The following is a 14425-nucleotide window of genomic DNA, read 5'->3' on the forward strand; positions in this document are numbered from 1 at the left end:
CAGAATATGAAAACGACGAAGTTGACCGCCGAACCGGCGAGGCCGGCCACGGTCGAGGCGACAGCACTGTCAGCCGCCGACGTCCTTCGCAGGGAACAGGCATATGAGCAGCTGAGGAACGACATCATTGCCTGCGTGTTGCGCCCCGGCGAAGCGCTGACGGAGAAACAGATCGGTGATCGATACCAGATCAAAAAGGCGACCATCCGCGCGGCCTTGGCCCGCCTGATGCAGGAAGGACTGGTCAGGAGCGAGCCGCGCCGCGGCTACGTCGTTGCAACGCTCAGCCTGCGGGATGTCAACGAGATCTTCGATGTCCGCAGCTTGATCGAGCCGGAAGTGTTCAGGGTGGCGGCATCGAACATGACCGAGCGCGGGCTCGAGGATGTCAGGCTGGCAGCGCAAAAAGTGCTGAAGCCGGAGACGTTGCGCAGTCACGTCGCATTCCTTGCGGCCGACCGTGCCTTTCGTCTGGCCCTTGCGGAGCTCTCGGGAAATTTACGACTGGCGCATCTCCTGGACCAGATACTCGACCAGTCGGCGCGGGTTCTCCACCTCGGCTTCAAGTCCCGCGACTTCACCCAGTTGATCATCGGCCAGCAAAAGGAGCTGGTCCTTGCCTGCGAGGCAGGCGAGGTTTCCGCCATCGTCAAACTTGCCCGTTCGCAGTGCCTGTCTCTCAAGAAGCAGGTGCTCGAGGCTTTGCTTGCCGGTTCCAAGCTTCAAGACGTCAATTTGCAGCCCTTCGCCTAGAGCGGTTCCGGTTCTCCTGGAACCGGCAACCCGCTCTAACCATCTGTCTTGCCGCATTTATGCGGACGCCAAATGATTCCATTTGGCTGCAAAATGCTCTAAGGGAAGTTGGCCATTCGGTGCAATCGCCACCTTGGCGCAACGGCTGTCCCCGGCCTTGTTTTATGCCACAATCCGCGCGGCCGCCCGTCCGGCACTGCGGCCGGAAAAGATGCAGCCGCCAAGAAACGTGCCTTCGAGCGCTGCATAGCCGTGCATGCCGCCGCCGCCGAAACCGGCGGCCTCGCCCGCTGCGTACAGCCCCTCGACTGGTTGGCCGCCGGCGCCCAGCACGCGGCTGTCGAGGTCAGTCTCCAGCCCACCGAGCGTCTTGCGGGTCAGGATGCTGAGCCTGACGGCAATCAGCGGGCCATTGGCGGGATCGAGCAGCTTGTGCGGTCTTGCGGTGCGGATCAGCCGGTCGCCGAGATAGGCTCGCGCGCCGCGCAACGCAGTAATCTGCATGTCCTTGGAGAACGGATTGTCGAGCTGCCGGTCGCGGGCGCGGATTTCGCGCTCAACCTGCGCCAGTTCGAGCAGCGGCTCGCCGCCGGCCACTGCGTTCATGCGGGCGACCAGCGCCGGCAAATCAGGCTCGACGATGAAATCCTCGCCCTTCTCCATGAACGCCTTGACCGGCGCGGGCACGCCGCTGGTGGCGCGGCCGAGCACCTGGCGCCAGCTCTTCCCCGTCAGATCGGGGTTCTGCTCGGAGCCCGACAGCGCGAACTCCTTCTGGATGATCTTTTTGGTCAGGATGAACCAGGAATGATCGAAGCCGGTGCTCATGATGTGGCTGAGCGTGGCCAACGTGTCGAAGCCGGGATAGAGCGGGACCGGCAGGCGCTTGCCGCGCGCATCGAGCCACAGCGATGACGGGCCGGGCAGGATGCGGATCGCATGATCGGTCCAGATCGGTGCCCAGTTCCTGACGCCCTCGACATAGTGCCACATGCGGTCGCGGTTGATCAGCCGGCCGCCGGCGGCTTCGGCGATCGCCAGCATGCGGCCGTCGACATGATCGGGAACGCCAGTGATCATGCGTTTCGGCGGCGCGCCCATCCGCTTCGGCCAATTCTCCCGGACCAGCTGGTGATTGGCACCGATGCCGCCGGAGGCGACGATGACGGCCTGCGCCTTCAGCTCGAAATCGCCGGTGATCTCGCGCGAGCTCTTGCGGCCGCGCTCGGCATCGCTCGCCGCCAATAGGTCGCCGCGCACGCCGTCGACGACGCCGCCCGTCCGCGTCAATTCGTTGACCCGGTGACGGAATTTGAAGCGGATCAGCCCGCGTTTCTCGGCCTCGCGCACGCGCTGCACGAACGGCTCGAGCACGCCAGGGCCGGTGCCCCAGGTGATGTGGAAGCGCGGCACCGAATTGCCGTGGCCGACGGCATTGCCGCCGCCGCGCTCGGCCCAGCCGACCACCGGAAAGAATTTCAAGCCGCGCTGCATGAGCCAGGAGCGCTTCTCGCCGGCGGCGAAGCCGAGATAGGCCTCGGCCCAGCGGCGCGGCCAGAGATCTTCCGTGCGGTCGAAGGCTGCGGTGCCCAGCCAGTCCTCGAGCGCCAGCTCATACGAATCGCGGATGCGCATGCGCCGTTGTTCGGGCGAATCGACGAGGAAGATGCCGCCGAGCGACCAGAATGCCTGGCCGCCAAGCGACTGCTCCGGCTCCTGCTCGACAATGATGGCCTTCTTGCCGGCCGCAGACAGTTCGGCCGCCGCGACAAGGCCGGCAAGGCCGGCGCCGACAATGATCACATCCGCATCGTCGGACATCTATTTGGCCATGATCTCGTCCAAAAACCGGTCCCGTTGTGGGATCATGGCCGGCCTAGACTGTTTCCCAGCCTTCCTTCTCGCCGGCGCGGAAGATGGCATCGATGACCTTCTGGTTGAGCACCGATTCTTCCAGAGTGAAGACGCGGTCCTTGCCGCCCTGCGCAGCCCGCGCGAAGGCCTCGACTTCCAGCCGGTATTGCTGCGTGCCGGGAAAGCGGAACACCTGCGCCTCGCTGTGGTTCTGGTTGTGCAGCTCGACGCGGTGATGGTCGTAGAGCCCGGCGTTGAACGGTGAGAACACCTCGATGAAGCCCTTCTCGCCGTGGAAGACCATCACCTGGCGTGCCGCCATCTGCGTCGACAGGTAAAACGACAGCTCGAAGTCGCCGAAATCGGCGCGGATCGAGGAATAGATGTCGGTGCCGAACGTCTTGTCGCGCTCGATCGTCGCCTGGACGCGCAGCGGCTCCTTGCCGGTCGAAAAGCGTGTCGACACTGTCGGGTAGACACCGATGTCGGGCAGCGCGCCGCCGCCGAGATCGAGCTTGTTGCGCATGTTGTTGGGGTCGACATTGTAATAGGAGAACGCGCCCTGGACATGGCGCAGCCGGCCGATGGCGCCGTTGGCGATCAGCTCGCGCACCTTGATCCATTGCGGATGGTAGACGACCATGAAGGCTTCGCAGACCAGCACCTTCCTGGCATCGCGCAGCTTGATCAGCGGCGGAATGTCCTTGGCATCGAGCGCCAGCGGTTTTTCGACCAGAACATGCTTGCCGGCCTCGATCGCCTTGGCCGTCCATTCGACATGCTGCGAGGTCGGCAGCGGAATGTAGACGCCGTCGATGTCGCTGGAGGCGAGCAGCTCCTCATAGGAGCCGAACGCGTGGCGCGCACCGAAGCGTTCGCCCAGCGCCCGCGCTTTCGACAGATCGCGGCTGGCAATCGCGGACAGCACGCCGTTCTCCGCCTCGACGATTGCCGGCAAAAGCTGCTCGCGGCCGATCTTGGCCGTCGACAAAACACCCCATCGGAACATCAGATTTCTCCTCTCGATTGCAGGCCTGGAGGTTTGCCTGAAATCGGCGGAAAAGCCAATGCGGGAGCATGGCGGCGAACAGGGCGATCATCTGCGGCTTGTCCGGATGCCGGCGCTGCCCTTGCGGAACCCCGGTCCTGCAAAGACTATCCCCGCTTGCCGGTCAGCGTCATGTCGAAGTCGACGACGTTGGAATAAATCGGCGTGCCGACATCCATGCCGTAGCGCGACCGCAGCACCTTGCCGGTGACGTGGAATTTTATCGTGCCCGCCTTGAGGCCGCCGAGATCGGCGGTGAATTTTTCCTGAAAGGTCTTGCCGCGCGCCGTCAGCCTGCCGGTAACCAGGGCTGACGTGTCGCCGGTCCGTTTGACGCTGGTCGAACGGAACTGGATCTCCGGATTGTCGGCCGCGTCGAACACCGCGTCCGAGCGAAGAAAGGCATCGATGCGGCTTTGGCCGGTACCGACGCTTTCGGGGAAGATGGTGAAATTGACCTGGGACCGGCCGACATCGCTGTTGTCGATCAGGATACTGCCCTTGAAGCGGGCGAAGGCGCCGTCGAGCCCGCCGCCGCCGAGCTTGCCGATGGAGAAGTGGATGCTGGAACTCCCCGGGCGGATGATGTAGCTGCCGGCCGCGTCGCCGAGGGCAACGGCGGCGAAAACAGGCATGGCAAAACAAGCGGCGGCGGCCGCAAATCCGAAGATGCGCGCGTACATGGAAATGGTCCTCTTGGCAGGCAACGCTTTCTTGCGTCCTCGCCCCATCAACGAATGAGCCGTCCGCTCTATTCCCTGTCGTGATGTGACGAAGCCGTGATCATGCGCGTCAGCACGGTATCCCTCAGCCAGAAATGATGGCGCAGCGCTGCGGCGAGATGCAAAGCGACAAGTCCGATGCCGGCATAGGCGAGATACCAGTGCGTCGCTGCCCAGAAGCTTTCTGCCGTGTCCGATTCACCGAGCGGCAGATTGGGCATGACGAACAGATTGAACGGCACGCTCGGGATCTCCAGCACCGAGACCGAGACCAGCGCCCAGCCGGACAACGGCAGAGCGAGCTGAAACGCATAAAGCGCGAGATGGACCAGCGGCGCCGCACGGCGCTCGAAAGGCCCGACCGAGCGCGGCAGCGGCGGGGCCGGTCTGCCTAGGCGCCAGGCGATGCGCAGGATGACCAGTCCAAGCAGCAGGAAGCCGAAGGATTTATGCAGCTGGATCAGCTCGAAGGCGGTGCGCTGGCTGGACAGCCGCACCATGACGAAGCCGAGCACGAACTGGCCGATAAAGAGCGCCGCGATCAGCCAGTGAAGGATGATCGCCGTCCAGCCGTAGCCGGCCGTCTGGTTTTTGGGCAGTGCTGACATGGTCGGTGAACGAATGCCAGGTCGGCTTTCTTCCACCTCTCCCTTGTGGGGAGGGTTGGCTTACTCGCCGACCTTGAAAAAATCGACAAAGGCCCTGAGCGCCGGCCGCATCTGGCGGCGGCTGGGGTAATAGACGAAGAAGCCGTCGAAGCGCGGGCACCAGTCCTCCAGCACGCGAACGAGCTTGCCGGCGGCGAGCGCGTCGCGGACATAGTCCTCGAACACGAAGGCGAGCCCGGCGCCGTCGACTGCGGCGTTGGCAATCAGATGGTCCTCGTCGAGGATCAGCGGCCCTTGCACCGGTATCTCGATCTCCTCGCCGTTTTGCTCGAATTCCCAGCGGTAGAGAATGCCGCTGGAGAAGCGGAAGCGGATGCAGCGGTGAGCGGCGAGATCGCGCGGATGCTGCGGCTTGGGCATGGTCTCGAAATAGGCTGGCGCGCCGACCACCGCGCCGCGAAGGTCTGGTCCGATACGCACCGCGATCATGTCGCGCTGCAGGCTCTCGCCCAGTCGCACACCGGCATCGAAGCCGCCCTCGACCACATCGGTGAAGCGGTCCTCGATGACGATCTCCAGCACGATGTCGGGATAGGCAGCAGCAAAGGCGCTGAGCCTTGGCGTCAGCGCCAGATGGGCGGCGGTTCGCGGCACCGTCAGCCTGAGATTGCCCGCCGGCCGGTCGCGCGCCTCAATCGCCGATTCCAGCGCCAGGTCGATTTCCGACAGCGCCGGCCTGAGGCGCTCGAGCAGTTGCGCGCCCTCCTCGGTCGGAGCGACGCTGCGCGTGCTGCGCGCCAGAAGGCGCACGCCGAGGCGCGCTTCGAGGCTGGACACCGCGTGGCTGACCGCCGATGGCGCGATTGCCAGTTCCTTGGCGGCGCCGCGAAAACTGCCGCATTGGGCGACCATTGCCAGTACCGCGAGCTGTGAAAGATGGGTTCGCTTCATTGATCTATTTCTTGGAACAGCCCGTGCAAATGAGAGCCGATTATCGAACTCGGCGCAAGACGCTATCTCTGCGGCATCACAACCATCACAACAAGGAGACACGTGATGCAAACCCGCAAGCTTGGCAATAAACTTGACGTCTACCCGGTCGGCCTCGGCTGCATGGGGATGAGCTTTGCCTATGGTGGCCAGCCGGAGGCGGAGGCGATTGCCACGCTGCGCCATGCCGTCGAGATCGGGGTCAATTTCTTCGACACGGCCGAGGTCTATGGCCCTTACGAGAACGAGATCCTGGTCGGCAAGGCGCTGAAGCCGGTGCGCGACAAGGTGACGATCGCAACCAAATTCGGCTTCAAGATCCTCGAAGAAGGGAGCGGCATGGAGCGCATGGCCGGTGTCGATAGCCGCCCGGAGCATGTCAAGGCCGTGGCCGAAGCGTCATTGAAGCGGTTGGATACGGAGGTGATCGATCTCTATTACCAGCACCGCGTCGACCCCAACGTGCCGATCGAGGATACGGTCGGCGCCATGGCCGAGCTGGTGCGCGAGGGCAAGGTGCGGGCGCTCGGCCTGTCGGAGGCGAGTGCGGCGACCATCCGCCGGGCGCATGCCGTGCACCCGATCGCCGCCGTGCAGAGCGAGTATTCACTGTGGAGCCGCGATCCGGAGGGGGAAGTGTTTGCCGTCTGCCGCGAGCTCGGCATCGGCTTTGTCCCGTATAGCCCGCTCGGCCGCGGCCTGCTCACCGGCACGATCGCCAAGCCCGATGTTCTCGGCGCCGACGACTGGCGCCGCGGGTTGCCGCGCTTCCAGGCCGACGCCATGGCGGCCAATGCGGCGGTCGTCGCCGTGCTGGAAAAGATGGCCGCCGGGAAGGGCGTGACGCCGGCGCAGCTGGCGCTCGCCTGGGTGCTGCATCAGGGCGACTTCATTGTCCCGATCCCCGGTGCGCGAAAAATGCGCCATCTGGAGCAGAATACGGCGGCAGCCGATATCGTGCTGAGCCAGGCCGAGGTGGCATCAATCGGCGACGCCCTGTCGCCGGAAAAGGTGGTCGGCAAGCGCTATACCGAGGAGCTGCTGGCGCTGGTTAACGGGTGAACGGCAATCGACGGCGTAATCGAAACGGGGCGTTTCGGCACCCCTTTTTGACTAATACGGTGCGATGCAAAGCGTTGTGAGACCTCGGCGCGAGGCACCCCCCTCTGTCCTGCCGGACATCTCCCCCTCAAGGGGGGAGATTGGCAGTTCCCGCGCCCTGCCCGCCCTTCCGGCGCCGGTGATTGGCGAAAGCCGAGGCGACATCCGATCTCCCCCCTTGAGGGGGAGATGCCCGGCAGGGCAGAGGGGGGTGCCTCGCGCCGACATTTCCTACCAAGGCACGACACTGATCTCCGGCCAGTTCTCCCTGGCACGCGCGCCCTTCATCTCGTGCGTCTGCCGATTATCCAGTGCACGGTTCGGGGTAACGCGAAACGAGAAGATGTCGTCGAGCCCGAACGGCGCCACGAGCGCGAGTTGCCCATCGGTGCCGAATCTAACGCCGACCGCATGGGTTTTCGAAGCGAAATAGGACAGCGCCTCGGCGGACGACGACAGTCTGGGATAGGAACCGCCAAAGCGCGCCTCAAACCACAGATGCACCCGCGCCTGGTTGCGCACTTCGACCGGCAGCGTCAGTCCTTCGAACTGCTTCGCCGCCCGGCGGATGACCGTGTCCTCGGCTTCATAGGACAGATCGCTCTCATCGAAATAGAACAGGTCGACATCCCGGATGCCGTACCCCGAGGGCTTTCCGGTCAGGTGATTCCAGACGCTGTTGTAAAGCGCGCCGGACACGACCAGCCAGTCCCGCAGGTCAAGCGCCCGCACTCGCGACAGCGTCTCGCCAATCAGCGGATCGGCCGAGACGATATCGAGAAAGGCTGCACGCTGTTCCTCAAAGGGCAGCCCTGAATAGCGCAAATGGTCCATCGCCCTTTGGACGGCGATTCGTCACCTGCCGGCAACCCCTCTAGGTCCTCAGCGCGCCATGCGTTGTGCAATTATCGGAAAGGGCGTCGTGACGCCCATTTCTGCAGGCTAGTTTCCCTCCCGCCCAAGGCTCATTGTTCGGTCGGTCTCGGACCAGAAGACTGGCTCCTCGATTGACGGCCATTCTTCGCCATACACAAAGCCTTCGATCGCATCTAGCTTTCCTTCAATCTCATCGAAGAACAGCACCATGCCGCAAAGAAGCTGGTCAGGTCCAACGCACGCTACCCGAAGCGAACTGAACACTCGACTCTCAAAGCGCAATTCCGGGGGAACCGATGAGGGAGTGACTCTGGTCATGAATCCTACAGGATCGCGGCTGCGTACTTTGACTTTCAGCGCACGCATCATGTCAGGAGAAACGCCGGCGGAACGGCAGAACTCCTTGACGAAAAACACTTCCAGCGGGGTCAGGTGCATTTAGCTCAGCGGCAGAACGGACAGCGTTTCATTGGCGCTTGTACATCACGTCCGTCCGGATGACGTACTTGCGCCCCGACAGCACCTCGTCGCCGCGATGCTCGATCGGATGGTAGAACGCCAGTGCCATTCCTTTCTTCGGCTTCACCAGAAGACTGCTACCGGCATAGCCCGGCATCTCGCCGCGAAACGAGGTTCCTCCCCCTTCAAATCCATCTGATAGATAAATCATGAACGTGAACTGACTGCGCTCCAAGGCGTGGCGCTCGAAATAGCCGTCATGGTGCCAATCGAACTTCTGGCCCGGCCCATAGCGATAGAAACGGAAACGCTCATTCAGCCCGGTCAAGCGCCAGTCGCCGAGACCACGATAGAGCAGAGGCCGCGCCCGTGCGAAGAGCAAATCCGCAAGGTCCTCGTCATCGAAGACAACCCGGTCGTTATTGCGAAGCTCCTTCAGGACGGTGGCGCCGCCGGAGCTGTTCACCTTGGCCGCCTCGAAACCGCGCCGTTCACTGTCAGCGATCAGATCGGCGCATTCCTGGTCATCCAAGAAGCCGTCGATCGTCCCGATGTGAGTTGCCAGCCAGGTGATGGAGAGTTTGCTGGTGTGAACCATCATCGCATCCGTTCTAGGTTCTGAGCACGCCGCCGGTCTGCTTGCCGACATTCTCGACGATGCGCTTGGCCAGCGCCTCGAAATCGTCGTCGGTCAGCGTCTTTTCGACCGGCTGGATCGACACTTCAATGGCGATCGATTTTTTCGCCGCGCCGAGCGCTGCACCCTCGAAAACATCGAACACCGAGACGCCGGAAATCAGCTTTCGGTCGGCGGCAAGGGCGGCGCGAACGAGTGTGCCGGCTTCGACCGCCTTGTCGACAACGAAGGCGAAATCGCGCTTGACCGCCTGGAAGGCGGACAGATCAAGCCTCGGCTTCGTCCGCGTCGGCTTGGCCTTCGGCTCGGGCACCGCATCGATGAACACTTCGAAGCCGCAGAGCGGGCCGGAGACGTCCAGCCCCTCCAGTGTCTTCGGGTGGAACTCGCCAAACGTGCCAAGGATTACCTTCGGCCCAAGCTTGATCGTGCCGGAGCGGCCGGGATGATACCAGGCCGGGCCGCCAGCCTCGATCTGCAGCCGCTCGACCGGCGCGCCGCAGGCTTCGAGTGCTGCGATCGCATCGGCCTTGGCATCGAAGACGCCGACGGCGCCGGCGTTGCCGGCCCAATGGCGGCCGGAGCCCTCGAGCTTGGCGGTGCCGCGCCGCACGCCGGCGGCAACGCGCCGCTGCTGGTCGGCGCCGTCCCCCTCGTAAGTGCCCGACACTTCGAAAAGCGCGATATCGCCGATGCCCCTGTCGGCATTGCGCTGTGCTGCCGCAATCAGCCCCGGCAGCAGCGACGGCCGCATGTCCGACATATCGGCGGCGATCGGGTTGGCAAGCTTCAGCGCCTGCTGGCCGCCGCCGAACAATTCGGCGTGTTTTGCCGGAATGAACGACCAGGTGACGGCCTCCATCATGCCGCGCACGGCAAGTGCCCGCTTGGCGGCGCGGGTGCGGATCTGCAGCACAGTCAGGATCCTGGCGTTGACCGCATCGTGCGAACCGAGCGGCTGCGGCGCGATGTTGTCGACGCCGTGGATGCGCATGACCTCCTCGACCAGGTCGGCCTTGCCGTCGACATCCGGCCGCCAGGACGGGACCGCCACATTGACGACATCGCCCGTGCCCTCCGGCCTGAAGCCGAGGCGGGCAAGAATGTCGAGGCTTGTCGAGCGCGGCACTTCGATGCCGGTCAGCCGCTTCACTTCCGACAATGGGAACGAGACGATCTTCGGCTGATGGCCGGCATAGCCGACGACTCGGGTTTGGGCCGGCGTACCACCGCAGAAATCGAGCACCAGCTTCGTTGCCAGCTCCAAGCCGGGAACCATCATTTCCGGGTCGACGCCACGCTCAAACCGATAGCGCGCGTCGGTGATGATGCCGAGTGTGCGGCCGGTGCGGGCGGTGGTGATCGGGTCCCAAAGCGCCGACTCGATCAGCACGTCTGACGTGTTCTCGTCGCAGCCGGAATGCTCGCCGCCCATGATGCCGGCAATCGATTCGATGCCGTCCTGGTCGGCGATGACGCACATCTCCGGCGTCAGCGTGTATTCGCGGCCGTCGAGCGCCAGCACCTTTTCGCCGTCATGCGCCCGGCGCACGGTGAGATTGCCGGTGACCTTCGCAGCGTCAAAAACATGCAGCGGCCGACCGCGGTCGAAGGTGACGTAATTGGTGATATCGACGAGCGCGCTGATCGGCCTCAAGCCGATGGCGAGAAGCCTTTGCTGCAGCCATTTCGGCGACGGTCCGTTCTTGACGCCGCGTACCAGGCGCAGCGCAAAGCCGGGACAGAGCTCCGGCGCTTCGATCGTCACCTTGACCGGCGTCTCGCCCTTGCCGGGGATCGGCTCTATCGGCGCGATCTTCAGCGTGCCGAGCCCGCTCGCCGCCAGATCGCGGGCGATGCCATGGACACTGGTCGCATCCGGCCGGTTCGGCGTCAGATTGATCTCGATCAGCGGGTCGTCGAGATGGGCATAGGCGGCGAAGCTGGTACCGACCGGCGCATCGGCAGGAAGGTCGATGATGCCGTCATGCTCCTCGGACAATTCGAGCTCGCGCTCGGAGCACATCATGCCGTGGCTTTCAACGCCGCGGATCTTGCCGACGGTCAGCGTCACGTCGATGCCGGGAATATAGGTGCCCGGTGCTGCAAAGGCGCCGATCAGGCCCGCGCGGGCGTTCGGCGCTCCACACACGACCTGCACCGGCGGCTTGCCGTCGCCGGTGTCGACGGTCAGCACGCGAAGCCGGTCGGCGTCGGGATGCTGGACCGCCGTCAGCACCTTGGCGATGACGAAGGGAGCCAGGCTCGCCCGGTCGTCGACATGCTCGACCTCGAGGCCGATCGAGGTGAGACGCCCGACGATTTCCGCCAGCGAGGCGTCGGTCTCGAGATGATCCTTGAGCCAGGAGAGGGTGAGTTTCATGACTGTGTTCCGTCTGGTCTGGGCACGTTGCACTTGAAGCTATGCGGCCGCGCGTCGGACATGTGCAGGAAGGCGAGCTGCCCGCGGATTTGCTGCGGCCCGGTCGTCACGCGCTCAAGCCCCCGAACAGCGTCGGCATGTCAAGTGGCCTAAAACCGTAATGCGACAGCCAGCGCACATCGGCGTCGAAGAAGGCGCGCAGATCCGGCATGCCGTATTTCAGCATGGCGATGCGGTCGATGCCCATGCCCCAGGCGAAGCCCTGGTATTCGTCGGGATCGAGCCCGCCGTAACGGAGCACATTGGGGTGGACCATGCCGCAGCCGAGGATCTCCATCCAGTCCGAGCCCTCGCCGAAGCGCACCTCGCCGGGCCGCGAACGGTCGCACTGGATGTCGACCTCGAGGCTGGGCTCGGTGAACGGGAAGAAGGAGGGCCGGAAGCGCATCTTGACGCTCGGCACTTCGAAGAAGGCCTTGCAGAACTCCTCCAGCACCCATTTCATGTTGGCGACGTTGGCCGATTTGTCGATCACCAGCCCCTCGACCTGATGGAACATCGGCGAGTGGGTGGCATCGGAATCCTGCCGGTAGGTCTTGCCGGGAATGACGATGCGGATCGGCGGCTTCTGCATCTCCATGGTGCGGATCTGCACCGGCGAGGTGTGGGTGCGCAAAAGCTTGCGCTCTCCCTGCTCGTCCGGCTGGAAGAAGAACGTGTCGTGCATCTCGCGCGCCGGGTGGCCTTCCGGGAAGTTCAGCGAGGTGAAATTATAATAGTCGGTCTCGATGTCCGGACCTTCGGCGATGGCAAAGCCGAGATCGCCGAAAATCGCCGCGATCTCGTCGATAACCTGGCTGATCGGATGGATGCGGCCGCGCTCGGCCGGCGATTGCCTGACCGGCAAGCTGACGTCGACCTTCTCTGCGGCAAGCCGTGCCGTGATCGCCACATCTTTCAGCTCGGCGCGGCGCGCCGAAAGTGCCTCGGTGACGCGGTTCTTGAGGCCGTTGATTGCCGGGCCTTTGACCTGTCGCTCCTCGGCGCTCATCGAGCCGAGTGTCTTCAGCATCTCGGAAACCGAGCCCTTCTTGCCAAGGGCAGAGACACGCACCGCCTCGATCGCCTGCTCGTCGGCGGCCGAGGCGATCTCGGCCATCAGGGAATTTTCGAGAGTTTCCATGTCACTCATGTTCCGGATCCGATTGGAAGCAAAGAAAAACCCGCGCCAGCCCTGCCAGCGCGGGTTTCCCAAATCAAGTGTCGAATAGCTTGGGAAGCGCTGGTCTTAAGCGACAGCGCTTTCAAAAGCATTCGGCGTGGTATTCTTCAGGTATTCGAGCGCGACCTTGGCCTTGGCCACGAGTGCGGCGAAGGCCTGCGGCTCGTGGATGGCCATGTCCGACAGGATCTTGCGATCGATCTCGATCCCGGCCTTGTTGAGACCGTCGATGAAACGGCCATAGGTCAGGCCATGCTCATGCGTCGCCGCATTGATGCGCTGGATCCACAGCGCGCGGAACGAGCGCTTGCGGTTCTTGCGGTCGCGATAGGCGTACTGCAGCGACTTTTCCACCGCCTGCTTGGCGATGCGGATGGTGTTCTTGCGACGGCCGTAAAAACCCTTGGCGGCTTTCAGGACCTTCTTGTGCTTGGCGTGCGAGGTGACGCCTCTCTTTACGCGTGCCATGTCATGATCTCCTTAAAAGCAATTCCAGGAAAGTGCCTGGCGGTTTTCCGTTCGGAATTGCGTAAAACAAATGCGTGCCCAGACCGAATGCTCTTATTTTGGCGCATGATGTTTCCAAAAAGTCTGCAACTTTTTGGCATCATGCCCTAGAGGCCGTTCGGCAGAAAATTCTTGATGACCTTCTTGCCATCCGGTTCAGCCAGAACCATCGTGCCGCGGGCATTTCGAATGAACTTGTTGGAACGCTTGATCATGCCGTGACGCTTGCCGGCCGCAGCCGACAGAACTTTACCCGTACCTGTGATCTTGAACCGCTTCTTGGCGGCCGACTTGGTCTTCATCTTGGGCATTTTGCTACTCCGTTTATATGCGCACCAATGCGCTTTTTGTTCGCTTCAGGCCGACCAAAGCCCGAAAAGCAAATGAAACCGCCACGGCATGCCCTGCCGGGCGGTTTTTTGGGAACGGCGGTCCTATACGTCAAAGCGGGGGCGCGTGCAACACCCCGTGCTCAGCAACACTGTACTCAGCAACACTGTACTCAGGGGAAACGGAACAGCACCGGCAATATGCCGGACTGCTGGGCGCCGTCGATCAGTTCGAAAGCCGGCAAGGCAACGAGGAACACCAGCCCGTCCAGTAACGTGGTTCGCAGCAGGCGCGGCTTGAAGCTGCCGGTGTCGCCTTCCTGATACAGCGACAGTTTCGGGAAGAAGCGCGGCACTTTCGCCAGGTAGGCCTGGTATTGCGCGCCGAGAGCCTGCTTGAGGAATTTCTCCTCGCGCAGGATAACGATGTAAAAGGCACCCGCGCAGAGCACTCCAAAGCCGATCGTGGCCGCGATGGAGCCGATCTGTGCGCCGACACCGGCGGCAGCTAAAGTGGAGAAAAGGTAGAGTGGGTTGCGCGTAATCGAATACGGTCCGCCGGTCACCACTTCTGAGGATTTGCGTCCACCGATGTAGAGCGTCGACCACAAGCGTCCGACGACGCCGAGAAAGATCAGCACGACGCCGACCATTTCGATCGTTTCATGCACTGGCGTATCGGGAGGGAAAACCGACTGGCCGAACAGCAGCGCCGCAAACATCACCACGATCAGAACGGCAAGTACCATCCTGCGCGTGTGCTGATAGCTGCCCAGTCCATATCTGGCTTCCGAATGCTTGACTTCATTGACCATGTCGGGAATCCGATCGTCGAGGGAACTAGAGCGTCTTTGCTCTCGCCGGCGATCGCAGCGTCTGGCCAAGAAAACAGGCGCCCCGCCGATCGCCGGGACGCCTTGCAACATGATTCAGGCG

Annotated in this window: 15 protein-coding genes; 2 read left to right on the forward strand and 13 right to left on the reverse strand. The window is 63.1% G+C overall.

Going from position 1 to position 14425, the window contains the following annotated elements; all coding sequences use genetic code 11:
• Window positions 1-6: 6 nt before the first annotated feature.
• A complete protein-coding gene (locus NKJ73_RS04040) occupies window positions 7-753 on the forward strand; it encodes a GntR family transcriptional regulator (RefSeq protein WP_352568454.1) in 747 nt (248 codons plus the stop codon).
• A gap of 162 nt (window positions 754-915) precedes the next feature.
• Here the strand turns inward: NKJ73_RS04040 and NKJ73_RS04045 are convergent, their stop codons facing one another.
• From NKJ73_RS04045 to NKJ73_RS04065, 5 genes are all read right to left on the reverse strand, one after another.
• Entirely contained in the window at window positions 916-2574 is a 1659-nt protein-coding gene (locus tag NKJ73_RS04045) for an FAD-binding dehydrogenase (RefSeq protein ID WP_352568456.1), read from the reverse strand.
• 55 nt (window positions 2575-2629) lie between these two features.
• Window positions 2630-3616 carry a Gfo/Idh/MocA family protein gene (locus NKJ73_RS04050; RefSeq protein WP_352484691.1) on the reverse strand — a complete coding sequence of 329 codons (987 nt, stop codon included), beginning with the start codon at window positions 3614-3616 and terminating at the stop codon, window positions 2630-2632.
• A gap of 146 nt (window positions 3617-3762) precedes the next feature.
• On the reverse strand, window positions 3763-4338 hold the full coding sequence (locus NKJ73_RS04055) for a YceI family protein (RefSeq protein WP_352568458.1): 576 nt from the start codon (window positions 4336-4338) through the stop codon (window positions 3763-3765).
• Window positions 4339-4406: 68 nt separating this feature from the next.
• The gene (locus tag NKJ73_RS04060) at window positions 4407-4985 is read right to left on the reverse strand and encodes a cytochrome b (RefSeq protein ID WP_352568460.1); all 579 of its coding nucleotides are present in this window, start codon (window positions 4983-4985) and stop codon (window positions 4407-4409) included.
• Between the two features lie 60 nt (window positions 4986-5045).
• Window positions 5046-5936 carry a LysR family transcriptional regulator gene (locus NKJ73_RS04065; RefSeq protein ID WP_352568462.1) on the reverse strand — a complete coding sequence of 297 codons (891 nt, stop codon included), beginning with the start codon at window positions 5934-5936 and terminating at the stop codon, window positions 5046-5048.
• Between the two features lie 105 nt (window positions 5937-6041).
• Here NKJ73_RS04065 and NKJ73_RS04070 point away from each other — a divergent pair, with 105 nt between their 5' ends.
• Window positions 6042-7037 carry an aldo/keto reductase gene (locus NKJ73_RS04070; protein ID WP_352568464.1) on the forward strand — a complete coding sequence of 332 codons (996 nt, stop codon included), beginning with the start codon at window positions 6042-6044 and terminating at the stop codon, window positions 7035-7037.
• A 270-nt stretch (window positions 7038-7307) separates the two neighbouring features.
• On the opposite strand, the gene NKJ73_RS04075 is transcribed toward NKJ73_RS04070, so the two are convergent.
• From NKJ73_RS04075 to NKJ73_RS04110, 8 genes are all read right to left on the reverse strand, one after another.
• Window positions 7308-7910 carry a nucleotidyltransferase family protein gene (locus tag NKJ73_RS04075; RefSeq protein ID WP_352568466.1) on the reverse strand — a complete coding sequence of 201 codons (603 nt, stop codon included), beginning with the start codon at window positions 7908-7910 and terminating at the stop codon, window positions 7308-7310.
• A gap of 108 nt (window positions 7911-8018) precedes the next feature.
• A complete protein-coding gene (locus NKJ73_RS04080; RefSeq protein ID WP_352568468.1) occupies window positions 8019-8390 on the reverse strand; it encodes a hypothetical protein in 372 nt (123 codons plus the stop codon).
• A 28-nt stretch (window positions 8391-8418) separates the two neighbouring features.
• Window positions 8419-9012: a prolyl hydroxylase family protein gene (locus NKJ73_RS04085; RefSeq protein ID WP_352568469.1), complete on the reverse strand. Its 594-nt coding sequence runs from the start codon at window positions 9010-9012 to the stop codon at window positions 8419-8421.
• Between the two features lie 10 nt (window positions 9013-9022).
• On the reverse strand, window positions 9023-11431 hold the full coding sequence (pheT, locus tag NKJ73_RS04090; RefSeq protein WP_352568470.1) for a phenylalanine--tRNA ligase subunit beta: 2409 nt from the start codon (window positions 11429-11431) through the stop codon (window positions 9023-9025).
• A 106-nt stretch (window positions 11432-11537) separates the two neighbouring features.
• Window positions 11538-12623, reverse strand: a complete 1086-nt coding sequence (gene pheS / locus NKJ73_RS04095) for a phenylalanine--tRNA ligase subunit alpha (RefSeq protein WP_352451635.1) — start codon at window positions 12621-12623, stop codon at window positions 11538-11540.
• A 96-nt stretch (window positions 12624-12719) separates the two neighbouring features.
• Window positions 12720-13121, reverse strand: coding sequence for a 50S ribosomal protein L20 (gene rplT / locus NKJ73_RS04100; RefSeq protein ID WP_006201247.1), 402 nt, complete (start codon window positions 13119-13121; stop codon window positions 12720-12722).
• A gap of 146 nt (window positions 13122-13267) precedes the next feature.
• Window positions 13268-13471, reverse strand: a complete 204-nt coding sequence (gene rpmI, locus NKJ73_RS04105; RefSeq protein ID WP_006201248.1) for a 50S ribosomal protein L35 — start codon at window positions 13469-13471, stop codon at window positions 13268-13270.
• 191 nt (window positions 13472-13662) lie between these two features.
• On the reverse strand, window positions 13663-14304 hold the full coding sequence (locus NKJ73_RS04110) for a methyltransferase family protein (RefSeq protein WP_352568471.1): 642 nt from the start codon (window positions 14302-14304) through the stop codon (window positions 13663-13665).
• Window positions 14305-14425 lie beyond the last annotated feature (121 nt).

This window comes from Mesorhizobium sp. M0074 (assembly GCF_040322975.1).
Lineage (GTDB): Bacteria > Pseudomonadota > Alphaproteobacteria > Rhizobiales > Rhizobiaceae > Mesorhizobium.

What these genes read in the sequence shown, in the direction of transcription:
- NKJ73_RS04040 (WP_352568454.1), top strand. Translation starts at nt 7, where the DNA reads ATGAAAACGACGAAGTTGACCGCCGAACCGGCGAGGCCGGCCACGGTC.
- NKJ73_RS04045 (WP_352568456.1), bottom strand. Translation starts at nt 2,574, where the DNA reads ATGTCCGACGATGCGGATGTGATCATTGTCGGCGCCGGCCTTGCCGGC.
- NKJ73_RS04050 (WP_352484691.1), bottom strand. Translation starts at nt 3,616, where the DNA reads ATGTTCCGATGGGGTGTTTTGTCGACGGCCAAGATCGGCCGCGAGCAG.
- NKJ73_RS04055 (WP_352568458.1), bottom strand. Translation starts at nt 4,338, where the DNA reads ATGTACGCGCGCATCTTCGGATTTGCGGCCGCCGCCGCTTGTTTTGCC.
- NKJ73_RS04060 (WP_352568460.1), bottom strand. Translation starts at nt 4,985, where the DNA reads ATGTCAGCACTGCCCAAAAACCAGACGGCCGGCTACGGCTGGACGGCG.
- NKJ73_RS04065 (WP_352568462.1), bottom strand. Translation starts at nt 5,936, where the DNA reads ATGAAGCGAACCCATCTTTCACAGCTCGCGGTACTGGCAATGGTCGCC.
- NKJ73_RS04070 (WP_352568464.1), top strand. Translation starts at nt 6,042, where the DNA reads ATGCAAACCCGCAAGCTTGGCAATAAACTTGACGTCTACCCGGTCGGC.
- NKJ73_RS04075 (WP_352568466.1), bottom strand. Translation starts at nt 7,910, where the DNA reads ATGGACCATTTGCGCTATTCAGGGCTGCCCTTTGAGGAACAGCGTGCA.
- NKJ73_RS04080 (WP_352568468.1), bottom strand. Translation starts at nt 8,390, where the DNA reads ATGCACCTGACCCCGCTGGAAGTGTTTTTCGTCAAGGAGTTCTGCCGT.
- NKJ73_RS04085 (WP_352568469.1), bottom strand. Translation starts at nt 9,012, where the DNA reads ATGATGGTTCACACCAGCAAACTCTCCATCACCTGGCTGGCAACTCAC.
- pheT (WP_352568470.1), bottom strand. Translation starts at nt 11,431, where the DNA reads ATGAAACTCACCCTCTCCTGGCTCAAGGATCATCTCGAGACCGACGCC.
- pheS (WP_352451635.1), bottom strand. Translation starts at nt 12,623, where the DNA reads ATGAGTGACATGGAAACTCTCGAAAATTCCCTGATGGCCGAGATCGCC.
- rplT (WP_006201247.1), bottom strand. Translation starts at nt 13,121, where the DNA reads ATGGCACGCGTAAAGAGAGGCGTCACCTCGCACGCCAAGCACAAGAAG.
- rpmI (WP_006201248.1), bottom strand. Translation starts at nt 13,471, where the DNA reads ATGCCCAAGATGAAGACCAAGTCGGCCGCCAAGAAGCGGTTCAAGATC.
- NKJ73_RS04110 (WP_352568471.1), bottom strand. Translation starts at nt 14,304, where the DNA reads ATGGTCAATGAAGTCAAGCATTCGGAAGCCAGATATGGACTGGGCAGC.